At 49.7% G+C, this 16417-nt stretch carries 17 protein-coding genes; 13 read left to right on the plus strand and 4 right to left on the minus strand.

Annotated elements, in window-relative coordinates; all coding sequences use genetic code 11:
- The first annotated feature begins 224 nt into the window (after nucleotides 1-224).
- The 10 genes from mdtH to AACU94_RS11000 all read left to right on the plus strand — a co-directional run bounded on the left by mdtH (nucleotide 225) and on the right by AACU94_RS11000 (nucleotide 7649).
- The gene (mdtH, locus tag AACU94_RS10955) at nucleotides 225-1433 is read left to right on the plus strand and encodes a multidrug efflux MFS transporter MdtH (RefSeq protein ID WP_130215870.1); all 1209 of its coding nucleotides are present in this window, start codon (nucleotides 225-227) and stop codon (nucleotides 1431-1433) included.
- A gap of 63 nt (nucleotides 1434-1496) precedes the next feature.
- The gene (gene grxB, locus AACU94_RS10960; RefSeq protein ID WP_064670262.1) at nucleotides 1497-2144 is read left to right on the plus strand and encodes a glutaredoxin 2; all 648 of its coding nucleotides are present in this window, start codon (nucleotides 1497-1499) and stop codon (nucleotides 2142-2144) included.
- A 133-nt stretch (nucleotides 2145-2277) separates the two neighbouring features.
- Nucleotides 2278-2838 (plus strand): lipoprotein, encoded by a 561-nt coding sequence (locus AACU94_RS10965; RefSeq protein ID WP_064528527.1) that lies wholly within the window; start codon nucleotides 2278-2280, stop codon nucleotides 2836-2838.
- Nucleotides 2839-2943: 105 nt separating this feature from the next.
- On the plus strand, nucleotides 2944-3990 hold the full coding sequence (pyrC, locus tag AACU94_RS10970; protein ID WP_135489426.1) for a dihydroorotase: 1047 nt from the start codon (nucleotides 2944-2946) through the stop codon (nucleotides 3988-3990).
- A 73-nt stretch (nucleotides 3991-4063) separates the two neighbouring features.
- Nucleotides 4064-4309 (plus strand): DNA damage-inducible protein I, encoded by a 246-nt coding sequence (gene dinI / locus AACU94_RS10975; RefSeq protein ID WP_001217771.1) that lies wholly within the window; start codon nucleotides 4064-4066, stop codon nucleotides 4307-4309.
- Nucleotides 4310-4593: 284 nt separating this feature from the next.
- A complete protein-coding gene (bssS, locus tag AACU94_RS10980) occupies nucleotides 4594-4848 on the plus strand; it encodes a biofilm formation regulator BssS (RefSeq protein WP_000414435.1) in 255 nt (84 codons plus the stop codon).
- Nucleotides 4849-4962: 114 nt separating this feature from the next.
- Nucleotides 4963-6081, plus strand: coding sequence for an N-methyl-L-tryptophan oxidase (gene solA, locus AACU94_RS10985; protein ID WP_130222907.1), 1119 nt, complete (start codon nucleotides 4963-4965; stop codon nucleotides 6079-6081).
- Nucleotides 6082-6128: 47 nt separating this feature from the next.
- A complete protein-coding gene (locus tag AACU94_RS10990) occupies nucleotides 6129-6242 on the plus strand; it encodes a YceO family protein (RefSeq protein ID WP_001253741.1) in 114 nt (37 codons plus the stop codon).
- 261 nt (nucleotides 6243-6503) lie between these two features.
- The gene (locus tag AACU94_RS10995) at nucleotides 6504-7070 is read left to right on the plus strand and encodes a cytochrome b (RefSeq protein ID WP_130215864.1); all 567 of its coding nucleotides are present in this window, start codon (nucleotides 6504-6506) and stop codon (nucleotides 7068-7070) included.
- Between the two features lie 3 nt (nucleotides 7071-7073).
- Nucleotides 7074-7649 (plus strand): YceI family protein, encoded by a 576-nt coding sequence (locus AACU94_RS11000; RefSeq protein ID WP_064528519.1) that lies wholly within the window; start codon nucleotides 7074-7076, stop codon nucleotides 7647-7649.
- A gap of 41 nt (nucleotides 7650-7690) precedes the next feature.
- Here the strand turns inward: AACU94_RS11000 and trhO are convergent, their stop codons facing one another.
- A complete protein-coding gene (gene trhO / locus AACU94_RS11005; protein WP_135489427.1) occupies nucleotides 7691-8743 on the minus strand; it encodes an oxygen-dependent tRNA uridine(34) hydroxylase TrhO in 1053 nt (350 codons plus the stop codon).
- 223 nt (nucleotides 8744-8966) lie between these two features.
- On the opposite strand from trhO, the gene lpxL reads away from it, so the two are divergent.
- The 3 genes from lpxL to AACU94_RS11020 all read left to right on the plus strand — a co-directional run bounded on the left by lpxL (nucleotide 8967) and on the right by AACU94_RS11020 (nucleotide 11741).
- Nucleotides 8967-9887: a kdo(2)-lipid IV(A) lauroyltransferase gene (gene lpxL, locus AACU94_RS11010; RefSeq protein WP_130205487.1), complete on the plus strand. Its 921-nt coding sequence runs from the start codon at nucleotides 8967-8969 to the stop codon at nucleotides 9885-9887.
- A 170-nt stretch (nucleotides 9888-10057) separates the two neighbouring features.
- Nucleotides 10058-11284, plus strand: a complete 1227-nt coding sequence (mdtG, locus tag AACU94_RS11015; protein ID WP_130215860.1) for a multidrug efflux MFS transporter MdtG — start codon at nucleotides 10058-10060, stop codon at nucleotides 11282-11284.
- An 82-nt stretch (nucleotides 11285-11366) separates the two neighbouring features.
- Nucleotides 11367-11741, plus strand: coding sequence for a MysB family protein (locus AACU94_RS11020; RefSeq protein ID WP_135489428.1), 375 nt, complete (start codon nucleotides 11367-11369; stop codon nucleotides 11739-11741).
- On the opposite strand, the gene AACU94_RS11025 is transcribed toward AACU94_RS11020, so the two are convergent.
- From AACU94_RS11025 to mdoG, 3 genes are all read right to left on the minus strand, one after another.
- Nucleotides 11742-11969 carry a YceK/YidQ family lipoprotein gene (locus tag AACU94_RS11025; RefSeq protein WP_130205481.1) on the minus strand — a complete coding sequence of 76 codons (228 nt, stop codon included), beginning with the start codon at nucleotides 11967-11969 and terminating at the stop codon, nucleotides 11742-11744.
- 172 nt (nucleotides 11970-12141) lie between these two features.
- Nucleotides 12142-14685 (minus strand): glucans biosynthesis glucosyltransferase MdoH, encoded by a 2544-nt coding sequence (gene mdoH, locus AACU94_RS11030; protein WP_135489429.1) that lies wholly within the window; start codon nucleotides 14683-14685, stop codon nucleotides 12142-12144.
- The gene (gene mdoG / locus AACU94_RS11035) at nucleotides 14678-16213 is read right to left on the minus strand and encodes a glucans biosynthesis protein MdoG (protein ID WP_130222255.1); all 1536 of its coding nucleotides are present in this window, start codon (nucleotides 16211-16213) and stop codon (nucleotides 14678-14680) included. The genes mdoH and mdoG overlap by 8 nt, the downstream gene beginning before the upstream one ends.
- Nucleotides 16214-16417: the final 204 nt, after the last annotated feature.

A 16417-nucleotide genomic window follows, 5' to 3' on the forward strand; every position in this document is an offset into this window, starting at 1 on the left:
TCCTTCCCGTAACGTCTTTAATACGCTGTAAGTATTACTATACCTGCGCAACCAGAGCCTGTGAAAAGTCCAAAATGCCATTTTCTGCATTATTCACATATTGGATAAAAATTCTCTATCAAAGCGACGTTTTGATAAAAAAATATTGTCCCCGATATGATGGGAAAAATCTTAGCAGCAATGCAGAATAGAAAGTGCTCATCTTTTATTTCCCGGGAGGGGAAATGTCGCGCGTGTCGCAGGCGAGGAACCTGGGTAAATATTTCCTTCTCGTCGATAATATGCTGGTCGTGCTGGGGTTCTTTGTTGTCTTCCCGCTGATCTCTATCCGCTTCGTTGATCAAATGGGCTGGGCCGCCGTAATGGTCGGTATTGCCCTCGGTCTGCGTCAGTTCATTCAGCAAGGATTAGGCATTTTCGGTGGTGCTATTGCCGACCGTTTTGGCGCTAAACCGATGATCGTTACCGGTATGCTGATGCGCGCCGCCGGATTCGCCACCATGGGCATCGCCCATGAGCCCTGGATGCTGTGGTTTTCTTGTTTGCTCTCGGGCCTCGGCGGTACGTTATTTGATCCGCCGCGTTCGGCGCTGGTGGTGAAATTAATTCGTCCGGAACAACGGGGCCGTTTTTTCTCCCTGTTGATGATGCAGGACAGTGCCGGTGCGGTCATTGGCGCGCTGTTGGGGAGTTGGTTATTGCAATACGATTTTCGCCTGGTCTGCGCCACGGGGGCAATTCTGTTTGTATTGTGTGCAGCGTTTAACGCCTGGCTGTTGCCCGCATGGAAACTCTCTACCGTGCGTACGCCAGTCCGCGAAGGCATGACCCGCGTGATGCGCGATAAACGTTTTGTCACCTATGTCCTGACACTCGCGGGCTACTACATGCTGGCTGTGCAGGTGATGTTGATGCTGCCAATTATGGTCAACGACGTTGCCGGAGCGCCCTCTGCCGTTAAATGGATGTATGCCATCGAAGCGTGTCTGTCGTTAACGTTGCTCTACCCTATCGCCCGCTGGAGCGAAAAGCGTTTTCGTCTGGAACACCGGTTGATGGCGGGGCTACTGGTGATGTCATTAAGCATGATACCCGTGGGCATGGTCAGCGGCCTGCAACAACTTTTCACCCTGATTTGTCTGTTTTATATTGGCTCGATCATTGCCGAACCTGCGCGTGAAACTCTTAGCGCCTCGTTAGCAGATGCACGAGCGCGCGGCAGTTATATGGGATTTAGTCGGCTGGGCCTGGCGATAGGCGGCGCTATTGGCTATATCGGCGGCGGCTGGCTGTTTGACCTGGGTAAATCCACGCAACAACCGGAGTTGCCGTGGATGATGTTGGGCGTTATTGGCATCATCACCTTCCTTGCGTTGGGCTGGCAATTTAGCCATAAACGTGCCGCGCGTCGGTTGCTGGAACACGACGCCTGATTTGATACTCCCCCCTGACTCCTCCATACTGAAAGTGAACTGACAGCCAAATGGAGGAGTCACGTGAAGCTATATATTTACGATCACTGCCCTTACTGCCTCAAAGCCCGCATGATTTTCGGCCTGAAAAATATCCCCGTCGAATTACACGTTCTGCTCAACGACGATGCAGAAACACCCACCCGGATGGTCGGTCAAAAACAGGTTCCCATTCTGCAAAAAGATGACAGCCGCTATATGCCAGAAAGCATGGACATTGTTCACTATGTTGATAAGCTCGACGGCAAACCGTTACTGACGGGTAAACGCTCCCCTGCCATTGAAGAGTGGCTGCGCAAGGTCAACGGCTATGCCAATAAACTGCTGTTGCCGCGTTTTGCCAAATCGGCTTTTGATGAGTTTTCTACTCCCGCCGCACGCAAATACTTCATCGACAAGAAAGAGGCCAGCGCGGGTAATTTTGCCGAGCTACTCTCTCATTCTGATGGGTTAATTAAAAATATCAGCGATGATTTACGTGCACTGGATAAACTCATCGTCAAGCCAAACGCCGTAAATGGCGAGCTTTCGGAAGATGACATTCAACTTTTTCCGCTGCTGCGTAATCTGACGCTGGTTGCGGGAATAAACTGGCCAAGCCGCGTCGCTGATTACCGCGATAACATGGCTAAACAGACGCAAATCAATTTACTATCATCAATGGCGATTTAATCCCGACCTGCCGCGGCAGCCTGTATTCGCGGGTTGCCGCTGTTTTCAGTTTTTTCTGCTGGCGAGTTTATCGCTGGTGACACATGCTGCGTTGTGTCAGGATATTGACGCAGATTTCATGTCGAGGACTACCATGAACAAGTTTTTATTTGCCGCTGCATTAATCGTCAGTGGCCTGCTCGTTGGCTGTAATCAACTCACCCAATACACCATCACCGAACAAGAGATTAACCAGTCGCTTGCGAAACATAATAATTTCTCAAAAGATATCGGTTTGCCCGGCGTGGCTGACGCCCATATAGTGCTGACAAACCTGACCAGCCAAATTGGTCGTGAAGAACCTAATAAGGTTACCCTAACCGGGGACGCCAATCTGGATATGAACTCTCTGTTCGGTAGCCAAAAAGCAACCATGAAACTGAAGCTGAAAGCGCTGCCTGTGTTTGATAAAGAGAAAGGCGCCATCTTCCTGAAAGAGATGGAAGTGGTCGACGCGACCGTGCAGCCGGAAAAAATGCAAACCGTGATGCAAACGTTACTTCCCTATTTGAATCAGGCATTACGCAATTACTTTAACCAGCAGCCGGCTTACATCCTGCGCGAAGATGGCAGCAAAGGCGAAGCAATGGCTAAAAAACTGGCAAAAGGTATTGAAGTGAAACCAGGTGAAATAGTCATTCCGTTCACTGATTAATTACGAGGGCGTATTTGCGCCCTTTATTTTTCGTGCAAAGGAAAACGTTTCCGCTTATCCTTTGTGTCCGGCAAAAACATCCCTTCAGCCGGAGCATAGAAATTAATGACTGCACCATCCCAGGTATTAAAGATCCGCCGCCCAGACGACTGGCACCTTCACCTCCGCGATGGCGACATGTTAAAAACTGTCGTGCCGTATACCAGCGAAACCTATGGTCGGGCCATCGTTATGCCCAATCTGGCACCGCCTGTAACAACCGTTGAGGCTGCTGTGGCTTATCGCCAACGTATTCTTGACGCCGTACCGGACGGACACGATTTCACCCCGCTGATGACCTGTTATTTAACAGACTCGCTGGACCCCAATGAGCTGGAGCGTGGATTTAACGAAGGCGTGTTCACCGCCGCAAAACTTTACCCTGCGAACGCCACCACCAACTCCAGCCACGGCGTGACGTCGGTTGACGCAATCATGCTAGTACTTGAGCGCATGGAAAAAATCGGTATGCCGCTGCTGGTGCATGGTGAAGTGACCCATGCTGACATCGACATTTTTGACCGTGAAGCGCGTTTTATTGAGACGGTCATGGAGCCACTACGCCAGCGCCTGACCGCGCTGAAAGTTGTTTTTGAGCACATCACCACCAAAGATGCTGCTGACTATGTTCGTGACGGAAATGAACTATTGGCCGCCACCATTACTCCCCAGCATCTGATGTTTAACCGTAACCATATGCTGGTTGGCGGTGTGCGTCCGCATCTCTACTGTCTGCCGATCCTCAAACGCAATATTCACCAACAGGCGCTGCGTGAGCTGGTCGCCAGTGGTTTTGATCGCGTTTTTCTGGGTACCGATTCCGCGCCTCATGCTCGTCATCGTAAAGAGAGTAGCTGCGGCTGTGCTGGTTGCTTTAACGCGCCATCGGCGCTGGGTAGCTATGCAACCGTATTTGAAGAGATGAATGCACTACAGCATTTTGAAGCATTCTGTTCTTTAAACGGGCCGAAATTCTATGGATTACCGGTCAACGACACATTCATCGAACTGGTACGTGAAGAGCAACAGGTTGCTGAAAGCATCGCACTGACTGATGACACACTGGTGCCATTCCTCGCCGGGGAAACGGTACGCTGGTCCGTTAAACAATAAAAATCGTAGCTTCCTGTTGTCATTAGGTTATTTTACCTGTATAAATAACCAGTATATTCAACAGGGGGCTATTATGCGAATTGAAGTCACCATAGCGAAAACTTCTCCACTACCCACTGGGGCCATTGACGCTCTGGCGGGTGAACTTTCTCGTCGCATTCAGTATGCGTTTCCGGACAATGAAGGTCACGTATCGGTACGATATGCTGCGGCAAATAATTTATCGGTTATTGGCGCAACAAAAGAAGATAAACAGCGCATTAGCGAAATTCTACAAGAAACGTGGGAAAGCGCCGATGACTGGTTTGTTAGCGAATAATATGCAGTGATGTTTGTTTTTGCCGGGTCGCCCCGGCTTTTTTATATTTTAAGATTGTTCGTACAAATTTTACACTCCCTCAAAATAATTGCACAATATGCTAAAAAAATATGAACGACATGCTGTTTTATTGTTCATATAAATCTTAAAAGCAAAAAAATATCTCACTACCCCTTTAAAATTTCGGTGAATAGCCATATTTATTGATATACTGAAGTTGCTTCAGATAAAAACGCATTGAACCTCGAATAACGTTGTCTAGTAACACGAATTAGGGGGCCATGATGGAAAAAAACAATGAAGTCATTCAGACTCATCCGCTCGTAGGGTGGGACATCAGCACCGTTGATAGCTATGATGCGCTGATGTTGCGTTTGCACTACCAGACCCCAAATAAGTCCGAGCAGGAAGGGACTGAAGTTGGTCAGACACTCTGGTTAACTACTGATGTTGCCAGACAATTTATTTCGATATTAGAAGCAGGAATCGCCAAAATTGAATCTGGTGATTTCCATGTCAATGAGTATCGTCGTCATTAACATGACATGACCATCCACCCAAAAGGCACCTTAACGGTGCCTTTACCATTTCTGGGTTGTATATCGTTTGTTACTTATTTACTCTGCTTAAACCATGAGAGCAGAGAGAAAAAAATGAAATACGATCTCATCATTATTGGCAGCGGTTCCGTAGGCGCTGCAGCCGGGTATTATGCCACCCAGGCCGGTTTGAAAGTGCTGATGACCGACAGCCATATGCCGCCACATCAACACGGCAGCCACCACGGAGATACCCGATTAATTCGCCATGCTTATGGCGAAGGCGAAAAGTATGTCCCGCTAGTACTCCGTGCGCAAACCCTGTGGGATGAACTCTCCCGTCACAACGAAGAAGACCCCGTTTTTGTGCGCTCCGGCGTCATCAACCTCGGCCCTGCCGACTCCGAGTTTCTCGCCAATGTCGCCCACAGCGCGGAACAATGGCAACTCAACGTCGAAAAACTGGATGCACAGACCATTATGGCCCGCTGGCCGGAAATACGCGTCCCTGACAATTACATCGGCTTGTTTGAGGCCGATTCCGGTTTTTTACGCAGCGAACTGGCAATTAAAACCTGGATCAAACTGGCGAATGAAGCTGGCTGCGCGCAACTGTTTAACTGTCCGGTCACCGCAATTCGTCATGACGATAACGGCGTAACTATTGAAACGGCGGACGGCGAGTACCAGGCGAAGAAAGCGATCGTCTGTGCGGGTACCTGGGTAAAAGAGCTGCTACCAGAACTGCCCATCCAGCCCGTACGTAAAGTATTCGCCTGGTATCAGGCCGATGGCCGCTATAGCGTGAAGAATAAATTCCCGGCCTTTACCGGTGAATTGCCCAATGGCGATCAATACTACGGTTTTCCGGCGGAAAACGATGCTCTGAAGATTGGGAAACATAACGGTGGTCAGGTCATTCATTCAGCGGATGAACGTGTTCCGTTTGCGGAAATCGACAGTGACGGTTCCGAAGCTTTCCCATTCTTACGTAGTGTGTTGCCTGGTATCGGCTGCTGCCTGTATGGCGCTGCTTGCACCTATGATAATTCGCCTGACGAAGATTTTATTATCGATACCCTACCCGGACACGCTAATACGCTACTGATTACCGGCCTGAGTGGGCATGGCTTTAAATTTGCTTCGATATTAGGGGAAATAGCCGCTGACTTTGCGCAAGACAAAAAAATCGATTTTGATTTAACGCCATTCCGGCTTTCCCGCTTCCAATAATCATCATCACGGCCTCCAAGTTGAGGCCGTTTTTACAGGAGCTTTTAATGCGTCGCCTGGTGAACTATCTCATCAATAATATTCGCGAACATCTCATGCTTTATCTTTTTCTCTGGGGGGTATTGGCGATTATGGATCTGATCTATGTGTTTTATTTTTAATCACCAGGCGCTGACACAAACTGACAAAAATTTAATTTCCCTTTCATTTGGCGTGAAAATTTGAATAAGCTTATTCCAGTCGCAGCAGCATTCACCAGACATCCCTCAGCCTGGAACCACTAAACTTATGAAGGTTCTTTCATTATTAAATCAAAATTATTGAAATAAAAATAAATATCATTCGGATTGTTGTTTTTAAGTTGCAATTCATCTCATGACAGGCCATTTTCATTACCTCGTGAATATGTTCTGGATGCAGTTATGCAATTCATAAATTCCCCTCAACGCTATGGTGTTATTTCTGCCGCTTTACATTGGCTGACGGCAATTATTGTCTATGGCATGTTTGCTTTAGGTTTGTGGATGGTAACGTTAAGTTATTACGACGGTTGGTATCACAAGGCGCCAGAGTTGCATAAAAGTATCGGTATTCTGTTAATGATGGGGCTGGTTATTCGCGTTCTCTGGCGTTTGATTTCTCCTCCGCCTGGCCCATTGAAAAGCTATTCCCCCGGTATACGTTACGGAGCGAAAGCAGGCCATCTGACACTTTATCTTTTGCTCTTTGCTATTGGCTTGAGCGGCTACCTTATTTCGACCGCCGATGGCAAACCCATCAGCATCTTTGGTTGGTTTGAAATACCCGCAACGCTTGCCGACGCAGGCACGCAAGCTGACTTAGCAGGAGCTCTACATTTCTGGTTTGCCTGGAGTGTCGTCGTCCTGTCAGTTATGCACGGATTTATGGCGCTGAAACATCATTTCATCGATAAAGACGACACCCTGAAGCGCATGCTGGGAAAGTCGTCATCTGACTATGGAGTATAAAAAATGAAAAAAAGCCTGCTTGGTTTAACCTTCGCTTCCCTGTTGTTCTCTGCCGGTTCAGCTATCGCTGCCGATTACAAAATTGACAAAGAAGGCCAGCACGCCTTTGTCAATTTCCGCATTCAACATTTGGGCTACAGCTGGGTTTACGGCACTTTTAAAGATTTCGACGGTACTTTTACGTTTGATGAAAAGAATCCGGCTGCCGATAAAGTCAATGTCACCATTAACACCACCAGCGTAGATACCAACCATGCCGAGCGCGATAAACATCTGCGCAGCGCGGATTTCCTCAACACAGCAAAATATCCGCAGGCAACCTTTACGTCCACTAGCGTAAAGAAAGACGGTGACGAGCTGGATATCACAGGTGATCTGACACTGAATGGCGTAACTAAACCAGTAACGCTGGAAGCGAAGTTGATTGGTCAGGGCGACGACCCATGGGGCGGTAAACGTGCAGGCTTCGAAGCTGAAGGTAAAATTAAGCTGAAAGACTTCAATATCAAGTCAGATTTAGGTCCGGCCTCTCAGGAAGTTGATCTGATTATTTCGGTGGAAGGTGTACAGCAGAAATAATGCTGAAATGTTGCCGGATGACGCGCATCCGGCAATGATGTTTATTCCGCAGGATCAGGTATGCCCAGTGTCGTATTCAGGCGTCCCCGCGATTTATTGAAGATTTTATTGCCATTTTCTCGCCCGGCTCGACGGCGTCGTTGTTCTTCTGGCGGTAATGCGCTCTCTTCGCAGCAAATCTCACTACAACACCCCTTGAATTTCTCATCACACGTCGGACACTGGATAAACAGCAAGTGACAGCCATCATTTTTACAGTTGGTATGGCTGTCGCATGGCGTGCCGCACTGATGGCAATGTGCAATAATTTCATCAGAGATGCGCTCGCCCATCCGTTCGTCAAAAACGAAATTTTTGCCAACAAAACGCACTGGTAAGCCTTGTTCACGCGCCTTACGGGCGTATTCAATAATGCCGCCTTCAATATGCCAGACTTTATTAAAGCCGTTATGCTTCATCCAGGCACTGGCCTTTTCGCAACGAATGCCACCAGTGCAGTACATGACGATTTTTTTATCTTTATGCGTCTGCATCATCTCAACCGCTTTCGGCAGTTGTTCACGAAAGGTATCAGCCGGAATTTCCAACGCATTTTCGAAATGACCGACTTCATATTCATAGTGGTTGCGCATGTCGATAAACAGCGTATCGGGATCATCAAGCATGGCATTCACTTCCGCCGCTTGCAGATATTCCCCGACATTGGTGGCATCAAATTGAGGATCGTCAATCCCGTCGGCGACAATCCGCTCGCGGACCTTCATGCGCAGCACCCAGAAGGATTTCCCATCATCATCCAACGCGATATTCAGGCGTAAACCCTCTAACGCAGGATCAAAAGCATAAAGCTGTGCGCGAAATGTCTCGACGTTGCTCGCTGGTACACTAATTTGCGCGTTGATCCCCTCATGTGCCAGATAGACCCGGCCAAAAACATTCAACGAAGCAAATAGCTGATATAAAGCATCGCGGGTCACTTTAGGATCGGCAATATGGAAATATTTATAAAACGAAATGGTGGTGCGCGGTTCACTCTCGGCCAGCATTTTGGCTTTCAGTGCGTCGTTGGAAATTCGGTTGTGTAACACTGGCATGGTGTACGGTTCCTGCGAGGTGGGAAAGTAAAATCCGGCGCATGATATAGCAATAATCGCAAATTAACATCCACACATTTTACGCTACATTTGCGCATTAAAAATTATTAATAGTTTACATGCGCGGCATTTTCGCCCAGTCTTCAGCCTCAAATTTTGGTTGAGGGCGAAAAAATGCGACAATACATACAATTGCCCGTATAGGTTGAAAGACAGGATTGATATGACGAATCTACCCAAGTTCTCCACCGCACTGCTTCATCCGCGTTATTGGTTAACCTGGTTGGGTATTGGCGTACTTTGGTTAGTCGTTCAGTTACCCTACCCAATCATCTACCGCCTTGGCATTGCGACGGGGCGACTGGCGTTACGTTTAATGAAACGACGCGCCAAAATTGTGCATCGCAACCTGGAACTGTGCTTCCCGGAAATGAGCGAACAAGAGCGCCAGCAGATGGTGATTAAGAATTTTGAATCCGTTGGCATGGGACTGATGGAAACCGGCATGGCATGGTTCTGGCCAGAAAGTCGGGTTGCCCGCTGGACGGAAGTTATCGGCATGGAGCATGTCCGTGACGTGCAGGCGCAAAAGCGTGGCATCCTGTTAGTTGGCATCCATTTTCTGACGCTGGAACTCGGTGCACGACAATTTGGAATGCAGGAGCCGGGGATCGGGGTTTATCGCCCGAATGACAATCCATTGATCGACTGGCTGCAAACCTGGGGCCGCCTGCGTTCGAATAAATCGATGCTCGATCGCAAAGATTTAAAAGGGATGATTAAAGCACTTAAAAAAGGTGAAGTCGTCTGGTATGCGCCGGATCACGATTACGGTCCGCGCTCGAGCGTTTTTGTGCCATTGTTCGCCGTTGAGCAGGCGGCAACCACTAGCGGCACCTGGATGTTGGCACGAATGTCCGGCGCATGTCTGGTGCCATTTGTCCCTCGTCGTAAGCCGGACGGCAAAGGTTATCAATTGATCATGCTGCCGCCAGAGTGTTCACCGCCTCTGGATAACGCTGAAACCACCGCCGCGTGGATGAACAAAGTGGTCGAAAAATGCATCATGATGGCGCCAGAACAATACATGTGGTTGCATCGCCGCTTCAAAACGCGCCCGGAAGGCGTTCCTTCACGTTACTAACCTTCTTTATGCCGGATGCGCAGCATCGCATCCGGCACATCAACATCCCCCCCCTGATTTAGCGATAAAAGCTCTCTGCATTGCGTCACTTATAAGTCAGGCGCATAATTAGTGTGCTTATCTTTTATTCTTTTGTTCACCGCGCCCTGGCGCACCAACAGCGGATTGCTATGTCACCCTGTGAAAATGACACTCCCATAAACTGGAAACGAAACCTGCTCGTTGCCTGGCTTGGCTGTTTTCTTACCGGCGCCGCCTTCAGTCTGGTAATGCCGTTCTTACCCCTCTACGTTGAGCAACTTGGCGTTACGGGCCACTCGGCACTAAATATGTGGTCAGGGATTGTCTTCAGTATTACCTTTCTATTTTCCGCCATTGCATCTCCGTTCTGGGGAGGATTAGCTGACCGCAAAGGTCGAAAAATTATGCTCCTGCGCTCTGCCCTCGGGATGGGTATCGTGATGGTGCTGATGGGGGTAGTGCAAAATATCTGGCAATTTCTGATCCTGCGAGCATTGCTGGGTCTGCTCGGTGGATTTGTCCCTAATGCCAACGCACTAATCGCCACTCAGGTCCCACGCAATAAAAGCGGCTGGGCGCTGGGTACACTCTCTACCGGTGGGGTTAGCGGCGCGCTGCTAGGCCCCATGGCTGGCGGCCTGCTCGCCGATAACTACGGCTTACGTCCGGTATTTTTTATTACCGCCAGTGTGCTAATACTCTGCTTTTTCGTCACCCTATTTTGTATCAAAGAGAAATTCCAGCCAGTCAGCAAAAAAGAGATGCTGCACATGCGGGATGTCGTGACATCGCTTAAAAACCCGAAGCTGGTACTTAGCCTGTTTGTCACAACATTAATCATCCAGGTCGCCACCGGTTCAATCGCGCCAATCCTGACACTCTATGTCCGCGAACTGGCGGGGAATGTCAGTAATGTTGCTTTTATCAGCGGCATGATTGCCTCGGTCCCCGGCGTGGCTGCGCTACTTAGCGCGCCACGACTTGGCAAACTGGGGGATCGTATCGGGCCAGAGAAGATCCTGATAACGGCGCTGCTCTTTTCTGTGCTGCTGTTAATCCCTATGTCTTACGTCCAGACACCATTCCAACTGGGGGTTTTACGCTTTTTACTTGGAGCCGCTGATGGCGCGTTACTCCCCGCGGTACAAACGCTACTGGTCTATAACTCAACAAACCAAATCGCCGGACGAATTTTCAGCTACAACCAGTCATTTCGTGATATTGGCAACGTTACGGGACCATTGATGGGCGCGGCTATCTCGGCAAACTATGGTTTCCGCGCAGTGTTTCTGGTCACCGCAGGAGTTGTGTTGTTTAACGCGGTTTATTCCTGGAACAGTTTGCGTCGCCGCCGATTGCCCCAAGTGACAGGCTGATTTTTCGCCTTTCATACTTGCAAAAGCGCATAATCAGCTATTCTTTCCCTGAATACATCATCAAATCAAAGGGAGAATCGTGATGACTATGTACGCAACGCTTGAAGAAGCCATTGATGCCGCACGGGAAGAATTTCTTGCTGACAACCCCGGAATCGATGCAGATGAAGCAAATGTGCAACAGTTCAATGTCCAGAAATACATTCTGCAAGATGGCGACATTATGTGGCAGGTTGAGTTTTTTGCTGATGAAGGCGAAGAAGGTGAATGTCTGCCAATGTTCAGCGGTGAAGCTGCACAAAGCGTCTTTGACGGCAATTATGATGAAATTGAAATCCGCCAGGAATGGCAGGATGAAAATACGCTGCATGAATGGGACGAAGGCGAATTTCAGCTTGAGCCGCCTCTGGATACTGAAGAAGGACGCGCTGCCGCCGATGAATGGGATGAGCGTTAATTACTCATATGGCCCATGTTGAATATCAATGGGCAGGAGTAAGGTATCAAAGACGAGGGAGAACGGCAGATCGAGGATCGTAACATAGCGCCATGCGGAGTCACGAACATCCCATTGCACTCCGGGATAATATTGGTTGCCATGCCCCTGCCCCGGTAAAGTGCGGCTAATGATGCTGCCACAGCCACTCAGTAAGGTAACCATGATGCCTACCACAATGAAACGCATTTGATACCTCTTTCCTAAAAAAATACCGGCATTACGCCGGTATTTTTATTGGCTCGTTGTTTTTGCCGGATGCAGCGTGAACGCCTTATCCGACCTACAAAATCTTGCAAACTCAATATATTGCAGGAACGATGTAGGCCTGATAAGCGTAGCGCATCAGGCAACTACGTTTTTATTGCGAAGCCGCATCCGGGTTACGCAATGCCTGTGGATTCAGCTTTATCCCTTCATAGTAACTCACCCATGAAGAATATTTCTCCGGAGAGTTCCATACGCGGAAATGCAAACGTGCCATCGTTACCGGGTCGCTCAAAAGCACCAGACGACGATCGCGGTTCAGCTTCTCTGGCGTCTCGTTCAGCGCCTGTTCAACGTGGCGGTCACGGGCGATTTCCAGCACCTTACTGGCGCGGTGACGCGCGGTCGCCATTGCCGTTGCCAGGGCGTTAAACGACGGGTTAAATACCGCGTGCATAAAGCCATCGTCGAGAGAACGTTGACGGTTCATCTCAAGGAAACGATCGGTATCTACCAGCACCTGCGGCGGTGAATACTCTTCCGGGATCAGGAACAGTTTCCAGCGTTTAGCACGCAGCCCTACGGTCGCACGGCTGGAGATCACCGAAACAAACGGTGACAGGATCAGCGAGAAGACAATCGGCGCCAGCCAGAACAGGAATCTCAGATCCAGCCATGCCATACCAACCGCCCACACCATGCCCAGTAACAGTTGCGAACCGTGACGTTTAAACGCTTCTCCCCAGGAAGTGGAGTCATCATCACGTTGCGGTGAATTCCACACCACCTCCCAGCCGAGGAAGGCACTGACCACGAATACCGTATGAAACAGCATGCGCACCGGCGCCAGCAGTACGGAGAACAGCACTTCCAGCAGCAGCGACAAAGTGACGCGCCAGAAGCCACCATACTCTTTAGTCCCTTTGCACCAGATGAGCAAAATACTCAACAATTTTGGCAGGAACAGCAGCACCATTGTTGAGGCAAACAGTGCAATCGCCAGTTCAGGACGCCATTGCGGCCACACAGGGAACAACTGCCGTGGTTGCAGGAAGTATTGCGGTTCGGTCAACGCATGCACTACCTGTAATGCGGTCGAGAGCGCGAGGAACATAAACCACAGCGGCGCAGAGAGATAAGACATTACCCCCGTCAGGAACACCGCACGGTGTACCGGGTGCATCCCTTTGACCAGGAACAGGCGGAAGTTCATCAGGTTGCCGTGACACCAGCGACGGTCACGCTTTAGCTCGTCCAGCAAGTTTGGTGGCAACTCTTCATAAGAGCCTGGGAGATCGTACGCAATCCATACTCCCCAGCCTGCACGGCGCATCAGTGCCGCTTCTACAAAGTCGTGCGACAGGATTGAACCAGCAAAAGAGCCTTCACCCGGCAACGGCGCCAGCGCGCAGTGCTCGATAAAGGGTTTCACGCGGATAATCGCGTTATGCCCCCAATAGTGCGACTCGCCAAGTTGCCAGAAGTGCAGACCGGCAGTGAACAATGGCCCATAAACACGGGTCGCAAACTGCTGGCAGCGCGCGTACAGCGTATCCATACCAGATGCTTTCGGCGAAGACTGGATAATCCCGGCGTTCGGGTTGGCTTCCATCAGGCGCACCAGTCCGCACAAGCAATCACCGGTCATCACTGAATCGGCATCCAGCACGACCATGTAGCTGTACTGACTGCCCCAGCGACGGCAGAAGTCATCGATATTACCGCTTTTACGCTTTACACGGCGGCGGCGGCGGCGATAGAAAATCTGCCCTTCGCCGCCGACTTCAGCGATAAGCTCCATCCAGGCTTTTTGCTCTGCGACGCAGATATCCGGGTTGTAACTATCACTCAGAATGTAGACATCAAAGTGTTTAGCATTGCCGGTGGCTTTTACCGATTCCCACGTTGCGCGCAAGCCTGCAAAGACGCGATTCACGTCTTCATTACAGATGGGCATGATCAATGCCGTGCGATGCTCCGGGTTTAGCGGTTCATCGCCAACGGTCGACGCAGAAATACTGTATTTATCGCGACCAATGAGCAGTTGCAGGAACCCCATCAACGCGGTCCAGAAACCGGCAGACACCCAGCAGAAAAGAACAGCAAAGAGGATCAGAATGCCGGTTTGCAGCATATAAGGCAGGAGCTGCATAAAGGAAACCCACAGATCCTGATCGACCATATCAACCGGATTAATAAACGCCCACCCCTGGTACGGCAGAATAGTCTTCATGTACCAGGTGGCGACAACGGTTTGCGCCAGTGTCAGGATAAGCAGGATATAACGACGGATTGTCCCGACGGTACGCCATTTTTGCTCGCTTTCCTGTTCTTCTTTGGTCAACCGAGCCAGATAGCGCGGTGTCACATCGCGCCCGCGCAGACGATCCCAGAATCGCCCTACCGGGTTAGTTCGCCACGGGTCGGGAAACATAGAGGAACGTTTTGCTTTCGGCATGGCCTGCAGCTGATCGCGTCCTTCGTCGTCTTTAATTAACTGCCCATCAGCCAGTGAATCCGGCCAGGCTTGTTCAAGACGCGCTTTCACCGACCCTTGCGGGGAGTCATCCTCCCGCGCCCAGGTGCGGTGTTCGGCATCCAGCGCCTGATGAACGGCGCGGATATCGGTCTTCGGCAATGCCGCTTTCTCACTGGCGGAGATGGGCATTGCGTCAATGTACTCAGTTGTTTTATTCATTGGCAGGTAACTGGTAGCTCCAGGTTTCACTCAACGTCTGATCGGCATTCACCAGCGCAGCACGCATTTCAGTGGTTTTCTTGGCATCTTTCACTTTCACGCGCATTACCAGACGCCAGCCTTTGGTGACCGGGTTATAACGCACTGTACTCTCTACAATCTCACCATTATCGCCAATACTGGTTTGTGCGGTGACTGGCGTATCCGCTGGCAGTTTTTTCATTTCTGCACCAGTAAAATCGACCACAAAGGCGATAGTACCGTCAGGTTGACGAATCAGGTTTGATTGTTTCACATCCCCCGTTGAACGACGCGTCTGCTGTACCCAGGCGTTATCTGGCGCATGCAATTTGTCTTCGTCCCGGCTGAAGGTGATGGTGTATTTAAAGTTCATCTCTTTACCCGGTTCCGGCAGCTGGTCCGGCGTCCAGTAAGCGACGATGTTATCGTTAGTTTCATCGTTGGTCGGGATTTCTACCAACTCAACGCTACCTTTACCCCACTCCCCTTTCGGTGTTACCCAGGCGCTTGGACGCAGATCGTAACGGTCGTCGAGATCTTCAAAACGAGAGAAGTTGCGGCCACGCTGTAACAGACCAAACCCTTGCGGATTCTCCATAGAGAAGCTGCTAACTGCCAGATGTTTCGGGTTATTCAGCGGACGCCAGATCCACTCGCCGTTACCGGCATGGATAGACAAGCCGTTTGAGTCGTGCAATTCCGGACGATAGTTATTCGCCGGAGACGGCTGGTTCGGTCCGAACAGGAACATACTGGTTAGCGGTGCAACACCCAATTTGCCGACTTTGTCGCGCAGATAAATTTTAGACTGCACATCAACAACCGTGTCACGTCCTGGCATAACCACAAACTTGTAAGCGCCTGTCGCTCGCGGTGAGTCAAGCAATGCATAAATGGTTAAACGTTTATCAGTCGGTTTTGGACGCTCGATCCAAAACTCTTTAAAGCGCGGAAATTCTTCACCAGATGGCAACGCGGTATCAATTGCCAGGCCGCGGGCAGAAAGGCCATAAACCTGACCTGCACCAATCACGCGGAAATAGCTGGCCCCGAGCATGCTGACGATTTCATCGTTTTTATCTTTGCTGTTGATCGGGTAAAGCACTTTAAAACCGGCAAAACCAAGGTCTTTTACCGTGTCTTTGTCATGCTGAACATCGCCAAATGTAAAATAATCCGGACTGTATTTGATTCTTTTTACTGCCGTTGCCGTAACTTCATTGATTTTGACCGGCGTGTCGAAGTACATACCCTGATGGTAGAACTCGAGCTTGAATGGGGTCTTCAGATTGTTCCAGTAGGCTTTGTCATGATTAAACTGGATCTGCTGATAATCCGCGTATTTCATGTCGCGGAAAACGGAGGGCAAGTTGCTTTTAGGCGTCTCATAGCCTTTTCCGGCTAAGGATTGAGCTTGCTTTGCAACATCGTCAATGCTGAACGCCCAGCTTGAAGAGGTATACAGGGTTAACATTACTGCAGCACTCAACCAACGCATTTTCATCATTTGTAGTTTATGTTTCATAATAAGTAAGCACTTCCCCCTTTGTGTGCTTATATCGATCCGATCTATTTTAATGGATAACCAGCCATTACGACAACAGAATCCCGGTGTTATTCAGCATGCTGGCTCATGGATTAAGCACTTGATTGCGGCCGTTTTCACTTTCCGTGCTTCTCCTAAAGACAGAAGCAGCGAGTTCGTGTAGGG

Origin of the sequence: Escherichia sp. E4702 (assembly GCF_963883545.1) — a bacterium.
GTDB lineage: Bacteria > Pseudomonadota > Gammaproteobacteria > Enterobacterales > Enterobacteriaceae > Escherichia.

Bases quoted from the DNA above. Each gene is read 5' to 3' on its own strand.
- mdtH (WP_130215870.1), top strand. From the start codon at position 225: ATGTCGCGCGTGTCGCAGGCGAGGAACCTGGGTAAATATTTCCTTCTC.
- AACU94_RS10965 (WP_064528527.1), top strand. From the start codon at position 2,278: ATGAACAAGTTTTTATTTGCCGCTGCATTAATCGTCAGTGGCCTGCTC.
- pyrC (WP_135489426.1), top strand. From the start codon at position 2,944: ATGACTGCACCATCCCAGGTATTAAAGATCCGCCGCCCAGACGACTGG.
- dinI (WP_001217771.1), top strand. From the start codon at position 4,064: ATGCGAATTGAAGTCACCATAGCGAAAACTTCTCCACTACCCACTGGG.
- bssS (WP_000414435.1), top strand. From the start codon at position 4,594: ATGGAAAAAAACAATGAAGTCATTCAGACTCATCCGCTCGTAGGGTGG.
- solA (WP_130222907.1), top strand. From the start codon at position 4,963: ATGAAATACGATCTCATCATTATTGGCAGCGGTTCCGTAGGCGCTGCA.
- AACU94_RS10990 (WP_001253741.1), top strand. From the start codon at position 6,129: ATGCGTCGCCTGGTGAACTATCTCATCAATAATATTCGCGAACATCTC.
- AACU94_RS10995 (WP_130215864.1), top strand. From the start codon at position 6,504: ATGCAATTCATAAATTCCCCTCAACGCTATGGTGTTATTTCTGCCGCT.
- AACU94_RS11000 (WP_064528519.1), top strand. From the start codon at position 7,074: ATGAAAAAAAGCCTGCTTGGTTTAACCTTCGCTTCCCTGTTGTTCTCT.
- trhO (WP_135489427.1), bottom strand. From the start codon at position 8,743: ATGCCAGTGTTACACAACCGAATTTCCAACGACGCACTGAAAGCCAAA.
- lpxL (WP_130205487.1), top strand. From the start codon at position 8,967: ATGACGAATCTACCCAAGTTCTCCACCGCACTGCTTCATCCGCGTTAT.
- mdtG (WP_130215860.1), top strand. From the start codon at position 10,058: ATGTCACCCTGTGAAAATGACACTCCCATAAACTGGAAACGAAACCTG.
- AACU94_RS11020 (WP_135489428.1), top strand. From the start codon at position 11,367: ATGACTATGTACGCAACGCTTGAAGAAGCCATTGATGCCGCACGGGAA.
- AACU94_RS11025 (WP_130205481.1), bottom strand. From the start codon at position 11,969: ATGCGTTTCATTGTGGTAGGCATCATGGTTACCTTACTGAGTGGCTGT.
- mdoH (WP_135489429.1), bottom strand. From the start codon at position 14,685: ATGAATAAAACAACTGAGTACATTGACGCAATGCCCATCTCCGCCAGT.
- mdoG (WP_130222255.1), bottom strand. From the start codon at position 16,213: ATGATGAAAATGCGTTGGTTGAGTGCTGCAGTAATGTTAACCCTGTAT.